Here is a 10,849-nt window from a genome sequence, read left to right as displayed (position 1 = left end):
ACGCCAGCGGCGCGTCTCCCGAGCCGGTGGTGCATTTTTCCAACGTAAAAGTAGATATCGCCGCCCGGCTCGTACATCGTGGTGATGAAGAGATTCATCTGACGCCGATTGAGTTTCGCCTGTTAGCGGTACTGCTGAATAATGCCGGAAAGGTACTAACGCAACGCCAGTTGCTAAATCAGGTTTGGGGACCGAACGCCGTCGAACACAGTCACTATCTGCGAATTTACATGGGACACCTGCGCCAGAAGCTGGAACAGGACCCGGCGCGTCCGCGTCATTTTCTGACCGAAACCGGGATTGGTTATCGGTTTATGCCGTGAATCTAAGCCGAATAAAAAAAGCCGGATCAGCACAAAGCTATCCGGCTTTTTTATTCATACCGGATAGCGACGCTAGCGTCTTATCCGGCCTACGGTTTACGCGTTTTTCAGCACTTCGCTGACGATCTCAACCGCTTCTTTTTCAATCTGCTTGCGATGTTCTTCACCGAGGAAGCTCTCGCAGTAGATTTTATAAGCGTCTTCGGTGCCGGACGGACGAGCGGCAAACCAGCCGTTGTCAGTCATCACCTTCAGACCGCCGATAGAAGCACCGTTGCCCGGTGCCGCCGTCAGACGTGCGGTGATCGGGTCGCCCGCCAGCGTGCTGGCACTCACCATTTCCGGAGACAGCTTAGACAGCGCCGCTTTCTGTGCAGAGGTCGCACTTGCCTGCAGGCGGTTGTAGCTCGGCGCACCAAAGCGGGCAGCCAGTTCGTTGTAGTGCTCCTGCGGATTCTTACCGGTCACTGCGGTAATTTCTGCCGCCAACAGGCACATGATGATGCCGTCTTTGTCGGTCGACCACGGTGTACCGTCGAAACGCAGGAAAGATGCCCCCGCGCTCTCTTCACCACCAAAGCCAAAGCTGCCGTCGAACAGACCGTCAACAAACCATTTAAAGCCAACCGGCACTTCGACCAGTTTACGCCCTAAATCATTCACCACGCGGTCAATCATCGCCGAGGACACCAGCGTCTTACCAACGGCAACATCTTTGCCCCACTGCGGACGATGCTGGAACAGGTAGTTGATCGCCACCGCCAGGTAGTGGTTCGGATTCATCAGCCCTGCCGGGGTGACGATACCGTGACGGTCGTAGTCTGGGTCGTTGGCAAAGGCCAGATCGAACTTGTCGCGCAGCGCCAGCAGGCCCGCCATCGCGCACTCGGAGGAGCAGTCCATGCGGATAGCGCCATCTTTGTCGAGATGCATAAAGCGGAAAGTCTGATCAACGTGATCGTTAACGATAGTCAGGTTCAGGTTGTAGTGCTTAGCAATACGCTTCCAGTATTCGATACCGGAACCGCCCAGCGGATCGACACCCAGCGTCAGACCCGCTTTTTGGATCGCCGCCATGTCGACGATGTCAGCCAGTCCTTCAACAAACGGCTGAACCAGATCCTGCTCTGTTACATGACCAGATGCCAGCGCAGCGTCCAGCGACATGCGCTTCACGCCTTGCAGACCGTCAGCCAGCAGCGCGTTGGCTCTGTCTTCCACCACTTTGGTGACGTTGGTATCTGCCGGACCACCGTTTGGCGGGTTGTATTTAATGCCGCCATCTTCCGGCGGGTTGTGGGACGGCGTGATCACAATGCCGTCAGCCAGCGGGCCGCCTTTTTTGTTGTGGACCAGGATAGCATTCGACACAGCAGGGGTTGGCGTAAAGCCGTTATTTTCCTGCACGATGACGTCAACGCCGTTCGCCGCCAGCACTTCCAGTACAGAGATAAAAGCCGGTTCAGACAGCGCGTGGGTATCCTTGCCCACATAGCACGGGCCAGTAATCCCGTTTTTCGCACGTTCTTCAGCAATCGCCTGAGCGATAGCCAGAATATGCGGCTCGTTAAAACTATGACGACCTGCACTGCCGCGATGTCCGGACGTACCGAACTTAACGGCGTGCTCAGCGTTCCCTGCTGTTGGTTTCAGTACATAGTACTGTGCCGTCAGTTGGGCGACGTTAATCAAATCACTCTGTTGCGCAGGTTGACCTGCACGGTTGTGGATTGCCATTGCCTGGTCCTTCTAATGCAAGGATTAAATTGTTCCGCAAACCTTTTCAATCAATTCCGCAGGGAATTGCATTGACTGCATGATGTGTTCAACCATGCTGCATTTACGGCCGGTATTGGTGTTGGTGATCACCCAGTACGGCGTGCCTGGCACGTGTTTCGGTTTGGTTTGATTACCATTTTTCAGCAGCGTCTGTTCATCCGCTGCAAAATAAACGCGCGTACGGCCATGCAACGATTCCGTTGCTTCGGCGAACGCGTTTTGATCCAGTGAATAGAGTGTAGACAGCACCAGCATAAAGCGATTTACTGCTTTCTTCTGTTCCGCGTATTCGTCGGACAGCAGCAGTTCACGCATCGCGCGCACTTTATCTTTTACGGGGTTAACCGGCTTAGCTTCCACGACAGGTTGCACAGCGCGGACTTCTTTGACTATCGGAGTGACAGGCTGTGATGCGGCGGAAAATTTCAACATACGCCGTAAAATGTCGGATGCGCTCTCGCCAATATGCTTGGTGTGGCTGGCAATATAGCTATAGAGTTCATCATCAACTTCAATCGTTTTCATCTTAATCCAGTGCAGTGTTTAGCTGAATACAAGTTGTCGGGGTAAACACACGTAGTGTAAAGGCAAATCCCAACAGCGGATAGCGTCAAGCCTGGTGGCCAGCAAAACTCAGAGTAACCGTAGTTGTTGCAGCCATGTGGCAGAATGGTCAACATGATACCCTAACCCGTGAGTGTGAAAAAAAGAACTTTGCCATGAAATTGAATATCCGAGCGCAATCTGCGCAAAACCTGCACAATAATTCCCCCATCGTCCTGGTTCACGGCCTGTTTGGCAGTCTGGATAACCTGGGGATCCTGGCACGCGATCTGGTGGTCGATCACGATATCATCCAGGTCGATATGCGAAATCATGGCCTCTCCCCTCGTTCCCCTGATATGAATTATCCGGCCATGGCGCAAGATTTGCTGGATACGCTGGACGCTCAGCAAATAGAAAAGGCGACCTTTATTGGTCACTCGATGGGGGGGAAAGCCGTCATGGCGTTAACCGCGCTGGCTCCTGATCGTATCGATCGACTGGTGGCCATTGATATTGCTCCGGTCGACTATCATGTTCGCCGTCACGATGCGATCTTTACCGCTATTAATGCCGTAACCGATGCCCAGGCCACTTCACGTCAGCAGGCGGCCAGCGTCATGCGTCAACATCTGCATGAGGAAGGCGTAATCCAGTTTCTGCTGAAATCTTTCGTAGACGGCGAATGGCGTTTTAACGTTCCCGTGCTGTGGGATCAGTATCCTCATATCGTCGGTTGGGAAACCATTCCTGCGTGGGAGCACCCGGCGCTGTTTATCCCTGGCGGCAACTCACCGTATGTTACCGAAGCGTATCGCGAACAACTGCTGACACAATTCCCACAGGCTCGGGCGCATGTTATTGCAGGAGCCGGTCATTGGGTGCATGCGGAAAAACCGGAGGCGGTGCTGCGCGCCATCCGTCGTTATCTGAACGAACAGGCTAACTGATTAAAAACTCAGCGTCTGCGCGCGATTACGCGCGTGGGCGTTGGCGTGTCCCCCCTGCTGATGTATTATGGCGCGCTATCCATCCGGGCAGACGCCTGGCTGATTGTTTCCCCGAAGTCACCAAGATCATGGCCAAAGAACAAACGGACCGTACGACATTAGATCTGTTCGCGCAGGAGCGTCGCCCGGGACGACCCAAAACTAATCCGCTCTCGCGTGATGAACAGTTACGTATTAATAAACGTAATCAGCTTAAGCGTGACAAAGTTCGCGGGCTTAAGCGTGTCGAACTGAAACTGAACGCTGATGCCGTTGACGCTCTGAACGAGCTGGCTGAGGCGCGTAACATGAGTCGCAGTGAACTCATCGAAGAGATGCTGATGACCCAACTCAGCACATTGCGCGGTCAGGCATAGTCTGAATTTCTGCTCTAAATCATAAATCGTGTAGCACAGAGTGCAGTCCTGCGTGTTTGCTGTTTCCGCATGCCTGACTGTTCTGCTATGATTGCCCTTATCCGTGGGCAATGCGCCACCACCATTTCAATAAGTTTCAAGAGGTTATTTTACTCATGGCAATCACTGGCATCTTTTTCGGCAGCGACACCGGTAATACCGAAAACATCGCAAAAATGATTCAAAAACAGCTTGGTAAAGACGTTGCCGATGTTCATGACATTGCAAAAAGCAGCAAAGAAGACCTCGAAGGTTATGACATTCTGCTGCTCGGCATCCCAACCTGGTACTACGGTGAAGCTCAGTGTGACTGGGACGACTTCTTCCCTACCCTCGAAGACATTGATTTTAATGGCAAACTGGTTGCATTGTTCGGCTGCGGCGACCAGGAAGATTACGCAGAATATTTCTGCGATGCGTTAGGGACCATTCGCGACATCATCGAACCGCGCGGCGCAACTATCGTTGGTCACTGGCCGACTGCGGGTTATCACTTTGAAGCGTCTAAAGGCCTGGCTGACGACGACCACTTTGTCGGTCTGGCTATCGATGAAGATCGCCAGCCAGAACTGACAGCAGAACGCGTAGAAAAATGGGTTAAGCAGATCTCTGAAGAGCTGCACCTCGACGAAATCATTAATGCCTGATTTCGTGCGGCGTAGATTTCCATCTGCGCCGCATCAATAGATAAAACCAATCAAAATAATTGCTACAAATTTGTAACTTTTTCGTCTGACCCTGTACAATGGCTGGATGCCAATCGGGTGTTGCACAGTGTGTTTGTCGGCGATACCACGTTTTGATTAACAATATATGCCAGAGACTTGCAGTTTTCATTTAGCCATGGCAGTTCTATAATGATACGCATTATCTCAAGTGCAATTTCTGTCACTTCTGTTAATGAAGTGAATCGTTTAGCTACAGGACAGATTCCGCATGACTGACAACAATACCGCATTAAAGAAGGCTGGCCTGAAAGTAACGCTTCCTCGTTTAAAAATTCTGGAAGTTCTTCAGGAACCGGATAACCATCACGTCAGTGCGGAAGATTTATACAAACGCCTGATCGATATGGGTGAAGAGATTGGTCTGGCGACCGTGTATCGTGTGCTGAACCAGTTTGATGATGCCGGTATCGTGACCCGCCATAATTTTGAAGGTGGTAAATCCGTCTTCGAACTGACTCAACAGCATCACCACGATCACCTCATTTGCCTCGACTGCGGCAAAGTGGTCGAGTTCAGCGATGATTCCATCGAAGCGCGCCAGCGTGAGATTGCGGCTAAACATGGTATTCGTTTAACCAACCATAGTCTCTATCTCTACGGCCACTGCGCGGAAGGCGATTGCCGCGAAGATGAGCATGCCCACGACGGCAAATAATGTAATGCTTTTTGAAAAGCCAACCTTCCGGTTGGCTTTTTTTATGGGCATTACCTGCCCTTTTCCCCTTCCCTCCGCTCCTGTGTTGCTTTAATGTAAAAATCAATTGCCCCTTCCGGAGAGTCGAAATGGAACTTCGCCAGCTACGCTATTTTGTGCGCATTGTAGAAACCGGCAGCATGGGTAGCGCGGCACTCGATCTCAATATCGGGGTTTCGGCACTCAGCCAGCAAATGTCGCGTCTGGAAAACGAACTCGCTATTCGCCTGCTGCAGCGCACCTCGCGAGGCGTGACGCCCACCAGCGCCGGACTGGCTTTTTACTCCCAGGCGCAGCTGGCGCTCCGTCACGCAGACGATGCGATCCTCGCCGCACGAGAGTCCCGGCTTTCCGGGCACGTCAGCGTCGGTATGGCTCCCAGTACCGCTTCCGTTCTCGGAATGCCGTTTATCAACGCCATGCGGGAAAGCTACAGTGATGTCCGTCTGCATGTGGTGGAAAGCCTCTCTGGCAATCTGGAGCGGATGATTAATACCCGCCAGATTGATCTGGCTGTCGTGTTTCAGAAAGAAAAGATCCTGCGCTGGAGCGCCACACCGATTCTCGAAGAGCGGCTGTTTTTGATTGGGACTCATGCCTTACTGGCTGATATTGCCGATGACAATATTGCTCCAGCCCAACTGGCAAGTATCCCATTGATAATGCCAAGCCCGGGCCACGGTCTGCGCGGCAGGCTGGAAGCGATTTGTCAGGAACACGCGCTGAACATTGAGATCGCCACGGAAATTGATGGTCTGGCGCTACTCATGCGCGCCGTGCGCAGTGGCATTGGTGCCACTCTCCAGCCCGGCGCGGCAATTTCCCATCTCGATAAAGAGACGCTAAGAGTGATCGGCGTCCACAATCCAATACTTAGCCGCCCCAACTTTCTGGTGAGTCTCTCAGACGATGAACTCACCCCGGCAGGCCTCGCGGCCCGCGTGGTGCTGACGAAAGTGATGCATCAACTGGTGGAAGCAGGAAGCTGGCCTGGCGCCATCCTTTACAATAACTAAAGTACCGTTTAGCACCACGTCATAGCGCCCGCACAAGCCGTGCGTATACATTTCAATTACAAATTTAACAAATGGTTAAATGGTAATGGAGTATACGATGGTTGATGTTCTGGTGATTGGTGGTGGCAATGCCGCGTTATGCGCTGCCTTGTCTGCCCGCGAGCAAGGAGCTTCGGTACTCCTGCTCGAAGCGGCTCCCCGTGAATGGCGCGGAGGAAACTCCCAACACACGCGTAATCTGCGCTGTATGCATGATGCGCCGCAGGATGTGCTGGTGGAAAGCTATCCTGAAGAAGAATTCTGGCAGGATCTGCGCCGCGTCACGGAAGGAAATACCAACGAAGCCCTGGCGCGTCTGGTGATCCGTACCTCTTCCCAATGCCGCGACTGGATGCGCCAGCACGGCGTTAACTTTCAGCCTCCTCTCTCTGGCGCTTTGCACGTGGCGCGGACCAACGCCTTTTTTATGGGGGGCGGAAAAGCCCTGGTGAATGCCTATTACCGCAGTGCCGAAAAGTTGGGCGTGCAAATCCGCTATGACACTCCCGTTCAGGCGCTTGAACTGCACAACGGCGAGTTCGTGGCGGCGCTGTCAGGCAACGAGCGTATCACAGCTAAATCCTGCGTGCTTGCCGCGGGCGGGTTTGAGTCTAACCGCGAATGGCTACGAGAAGCGTGGGGAGAGAACGAGCGCGGCGAATGGCCTGCGGATAACTTTCTGATTCGCGGCACGCGCTTTAACCAGGGCGTACTGCTCAAATTTATGATGGATGCTGGCGCAGACATTATCGGCGATCCCTCCCAGTCACACTGTGTGGCAATTGATGCCAGAGCGCCATTATATGACGGCGGGATTTGCACCCGCGTGGACTGCGTTTCGCTCGGTATTGTGGTGAACCGGGACGCTGAGCGTTTTTATGATGAAGGTGAAGATTTCTGGCCCAAACGCTACGCCATCTGGGGACGTCTGGTCGCTCAACAGCCAGGACAGATTGGCTACTCCATCATCGACAGTAAAGCTATCGGACACTTCATGCCTCCGGTCTTTCCCGGCACGCAGGCCAATACGCTGGCTGAACTGGCCTTTCAGTTAGGACTGGATGCCGAACGCTTTACCCACACCGTGACAGAGTACAACAACGCCTGCCAGCCAGGTCAGTTCGACCATACCGTTCTGGATAACTGCGCCACTAAAGATTTGCTACCCGCGAAAACGCATTGGGCGCGACCGCTGGATCAACCGCCTTACTACGGCTACGCCCTTCGGCCAGGAATCACCTTCACTTATCTTGGGTTAAAAGTGAACGAACGCGCCGCTGTGCATTTTGCAGGGCTTCCAAGCCGTAACCTGTTCGTCGCCGGAGAGATGATGGCGGGCAACGTGCTGGGCAAGGGTTACACCGCAGGCGTGGGGATGTCGATCGGCACGACCTTTGGCCGCATTGCCGGAAAAGAAGCCGCGCTGGCCGCACGTAAGGAGACACGTCATGAAGCAGCTTGAGAAACTGATCATCGAAGCACAAATTATCACCGAACCGGAAGCGGAAGTTGAACGTGTAATGCAGGTGTGCAATGCCTGTCGCTATTGTGAAGGCTTTTGCGCCGTGTTCCCGGCCATGACGCAGCGTCTGGAATTCGGTAAAGCGGATATCAATTATCTGGCAAACTTGTGCCATAACTGCGGCGCTTGCCTGCACGCGTGTCAGTATGCCCCACCTCATGAATTTGCCATCAACGTGCCGAAGGCGATGGCGGAAGTCCGGCTCGAAACCTATCAGCATTACGCGCAACCCGCCGCCTTTGGCACGCTTTATCGTCGCGCAGGCGTAACCGTGACGCTGGCGCTGGTTTTCGGTCTGATCCTGTTTTTACTCCTCGCTATAGGTTTGAAAGGTTCATTATTCCATCCTCCACTGGCCGGGGATTTCTATCAAATTTTCCCGCATAACCTGCTGGCCTGGATGTTTGGTTCGGTCTTTGTTCTGGCGATCGGTTTGCTGATGGCAGGAGTGATCCGCTTCTGGCGCGAGATTTCTCCGGGCATGCCGCGTTCCGCCGAGATTGCTGAAGCCTCGCACAATGCGCTGACGCTGAAGTATCTCGATGGAGGCCATGGCAAAGGTTGTAACGAAGCGGATGATGCTTTCACCCTGATGCGTCGCCGTTTCCACCACTTTACCTTCTATGGTTTTATGCTCTGCTTTGCCGCCACCGTGGTGGCAACAGGCTATCACTACTTTGCAGGCATAGAAGCGCCCTACCCGTTCTTCAGCGTTCCGGTCATGCTGGGCACGTTGGGTGGCATTGGCCTGGTTGTCGGCCCGGCTGGCTTGCTATGGCTTAATCTTAAGCGCTCACCGCTACATGGCGATGCACGGCAAAAACCGATGGATCGCGGTTTTATTTTGCTACTGCTGCTGACCAGTCTGACCGGTCTGGCGCTGCTGGCGGGAAGGGACACTTCATGGATGGCTATTTTACTGGCCATTCATCTCGGTGTGGTCATGGCGCTTTTTCTGACCATTCCTTACGGAAAATTTGCCCACGGATTTTACCGCTGCGCAGCCTTACTCAAGTGGGCGATTGAGAAACGGCGCGGCAAACAGGCGGGAGTCTCAGGCGACTAACCCGCAAACTCTTACCTCTATAAATATTATGATAAGACAGTGGAGCAAACCCAATGACACAACAACCATCGCGCACCGGAACTTTCGGCGCAATACTGCGGGTAACCAGCGGTAATTTTCTCGAACAGTTCGACTTTTTTCTGTTCGGGTTTTACGCCACCTATATCGCAAAGACTTTCTTCCCCGCGGAGAGTGAGTTTGCCGGGCTCATGTTGACCTTTGCGGTTTTCGGTTCGGGTTTTTTAATGCGGCCCGTTGGCGCAATCGTGCTGGGTGCTTATATCGACAGAATTGGTCGCCGCAAAGGACTGATGGTGACGCTGGCGATCATGGGCTGCGGGACCCTGTTGATTGCTCTGGTTCCCGGTTATCAAAGTATTGGCCTGCTGGCTCCTGTGCTGGTATTAGTCGGTCGATTATTGCAGGGCTTCTCTGCGGGCGTAGAGTTGGGCGGCGTTTCGGTTTATCTTTCTGAAATCGCCACGCCTGGCAATAAAGGTTTCTACACCAGCTGGCAGTCTGCCAGCCAACAGGTTGCCATTGTGGTGGCAGCGCTGATTGGCTACGGCCTGAATGCCACGCTGGGGCACGATGAAATCTCTGAATGGGGCTGGCGCATTCCGTTCTTTATTGGTTGTATGATTATTCCGTTGATCTTCGTCCTGCGCCGCTCGCTTCAGGAAACGGACGCATTTTTACAACGTACACACCGTCCCGACACTAGGGAAATTTTCACCACTATCATCAAAAACTGGCGTCTGATCTCAGCGGGTACACTGCTGGTGGCGATGACCACAACGACGTTTTACTTTATTACCGTCTATACCCCGACCTATGGCAGGGCTGTACTCCATCTGAGCGCTCGCGACAGCCTGATCGTCACCATGCTGGTCGGTATTTCTAACTTTATCTGGCTGCCGATTGGCGGAGCGATTTCTGACCGAATTGGTCGCCGCCCGGTGTTGATGGGGATTACCGTACTCGCACTGCTCACCACCTGGCCGGTCATGCACTGGCTCACCGCCGCGCCAGATTTTATGCGCATGACGTTGGTTCTGCTTTGGTTCTCGTTCTTTTTTGGTATGTACAATGGGGCAATGGTCGCGGCACTCACCGAGGTGATGCCTGTCTATGTCCGTACGGTGGGTTTTTCACTGGCCTTCAGTCTGGCTACGGCGATTTTTGGCGGTCTGACACCCGTCATATCCACGGCGCTGGTCCAGCTAACCGGAGATAAAAGCTCGCCGGGATGGTGGCTGATGTGCGCGGCACTTTGCGGACTCGCCGCCACGGCAATGTTGTTTGTCCGCCTGAGTCGTCATTATCAACCGGCCGAACAGAAACTCTGACATGCAAACGGGCGGAGAATTCTCCGCCCGTTGTATTTTCATTTTTCGATTTACTGCGCAGTATTCTTACTGCGTATTTCCTGCCAGACCTTGTCACAATCAGCATTGACGGACTGACCGTTACCCGTGCGCGTGGCCTGGATACACTGCTGATAATCCAGCACGCGTACGCTTTCTTCATTGGCAAACTGTTGGTGCTGTTTTTCTTTCTTCAGCACATTCAACACGCTTTGGCAGGCTTCAATTTTCTCCGGCGATCCCTGCGCGGTATTAATACACGCGCTGTAGGCTTCTTTCAGACGGCTGTCCTCTTTCGGCGCAGGAGATTGCGCACACGCCACCAGCCCTGATGCCATAACGGCGATGAGTATCAGTTTTTTCATAG

The 10,849-nt window shown here is 53.4% G+C and carries 13 protein-coding genes; 10 read left to right on the top strand and 3 right to left on the bottom strand.

The annotated features are described in order from the left end of the window. On the top strand, positions 1-323 hold a 323-nt coding region (locus FDW94_RS23830), incomplete at its 5' end, for a winged helix-turn-helix domain-containing protein (protein ID WP_249358280.1). A gap of 96 nt (positions 324-419) precedes the next feature. Here the strand turns inward: FDW94_RS23830 and pgm are convergent. Together pgm and seqA are read right to left on the bottom strand one after the other, a co-directional pair. After that, entirely contained in the window at positions 420-2,060 is a 1,641-nt protein-coding gene (gene pgm / locus FDW94_RS03975; RefSeq protein ID WP_008784117.1) for a phosphoglucomutase (alpha-D-glucose-1,6-bisphosphate-dependent), read from the bottom strand. 24 nt (positions 2,061-2,084) lie between these two features. Then, positions 2,085-2,627 (bottom strand): replication initiation negative regulator SeqA, encoded by a 543-nt coding sequence (gene seqA, locus FDW94_RS03970; protein ID WP_003022848.1) that lies wholly within the window; start codon positions 2,625-2,627, stop codon positions 2,085-2,087. A 194-nt stretch (positions 2,628-2,821) separates the two neighbouring features. Here seqA and ybfF point away from each other — a divergent pair, with 194 nt between their 5' ends. From ybfF to FDW94_RS03925, 9 genes are all read left to right on the top strand, one after another. Next, positions 2,822-3,595, top strand: a complete 774-nt coding sequence (gene ybfF / locus FDW94_RS03965; RefSeq protein WP_137377161.1) for an esterase — start codon at positions 2,822-2,824, stop codon at positions 3,593-3,595. A 128-nt stretch (positions 3,596-3,723) separates the two neighbouring features. Beyond that, positions 3,724-4,011 (top strand): LexA regulated protein, encoded by a 288-nt coding sequence (gene ybfE, locus FDW94_RS03960; RefSeq protein WP_003831362.1) that lies wholly within the window; start codon positions 3,724-3,726, stop codon positions 4,009-4,011. A 155-nt stretch (positions 4,012-4,166) separates the two neighbouring features. Next, positions 4,167-4,697 carry a flavodoxin FldA gene (gene fldA, locus FDW94_RS03955; RefSeq protein ID WP_003022839.1) on the top strand — a complete coding sequence of 177 codons (531 nt, stop codon included), beginning with the start codon at positions 4,167-4,169 and terminating at the stop codon, positions 4,695-4,697. Positions 4,698-4,907: 210 nt separating this feature from the next. Further along, positions 4,908-4,994 carry a ryhB-regulated fur leader peptide gene (locus tag FDW94_RS03950; protein ID WP_100247215.1) on the top strand — a complete coding sequence of 29 codons (87 nt, stop codon included), beginning with the start codon at positions 4,908-4,910 and terminating at the stop codon, positions 4,992-4,994. Beyond that, positions 4,987-5,433: a ferric iron uptake transcriptional regulator gene (fur, locus tag FDW94_RS03945; RefSeq protein WP_003022836.1), complete on the top strand. Its 447-nt coding sequence runs from the start codon at positions 4,987-4,989 to the stop codon at positions 5,431-5,433. The genes FDW94_RS03950 and fur overlap by 8 nt, the downstream gene beginning before the upstream one ends. Before the next feature lie 128 nt (positions 5,434-5,561). Next, on the top strand, positions 5,562-6,488 hold the full coding sequence (tcuR, locus tag FDW94_RS03940; RefSeq protein WP_137377160.1) for a tricarballylate utilization LysR family transcriptional regulator TcuR: 927 nt from the start codon (positions 5,562-5,564) through the stop codon (positions 6,486-6,488). A gap of 97 nt (positions 6,489-6,585) precedes the next feature. Continuing rightward, positions 6,586-7,989: an FAD-dependent tricarballylate dehydrogenase TcuA gene (gene tcuA, locus FDW94_RS03935; RefSeq protein WP_071445742.1), complete on the top strand. Its 1,404-nt coding sequence runs from the start codon at positions 6,586-6,588 to the stop codon at positions 7,987-7,989. Next, the gene (gene tcuB / locus FDW94_RS03930) at positions 7,976-9,115 is read left to right on the top strand and encodes a tricarballylate utilization 4Fe-4S protein TcuB (RefSeq protein WP_137377159.1); all 1,140 of its coding nucleotides are present in this window, start codon (positions 7,976-7,978) and stop codon (positions 9,113-9,115) included. The genes tcuA and tcuB overlap by 14 nt, the downstream gene beginning before the upstream one ends. Positions 9,116-9,168: 53 nt before the next feature. Further along, complete coding sequence (locus FDW94_RS03925) at positions 9,169-10,464, top strand: MFS transporter (RefSeq protein WP_079934611.1); 1,296 nt, start codon at positions 9,169-9,171, stop codon at positions 10,462-10,464. Between the two features lie 50 nt (positions 10,465-10,514). On the opposite strand, the gene chiQ is transcribed toward FDW94_RS03925, so the two are convergent. Beyond that, positions 10,515-10,847 (bottom strand): ChiQ/YbfN family lipoprotein, encoded by a 333-nt coding sequence (gene chiQ / locus FDW94_RS03920; RefSeq protein ID WP_008784106.1) that lies wholly within the window; start codon positions 10,845-10,847, stop codon positions 10,515-10,517. Positions 10,848-10,849: the final 2 nt, after the last annotated feature.

Origin of the sequence: Citrobacter sp. wls757 (assembly GCF_005280935.1) — a bacterium.
In the GTDB taxonomy this organism is placed as follows: Bacteria; Pseudomonadota; Gammaproteobacteria; order Enterobacterales; family Enterobacteriaceae; genus Citrobacter; species Citrobacter portucalensis.
The sequence above is the reverse complement of the archived record's forward strand: the minus strand, read 5'-3'. Positions and strand labels throughout refer to the sequence as shown.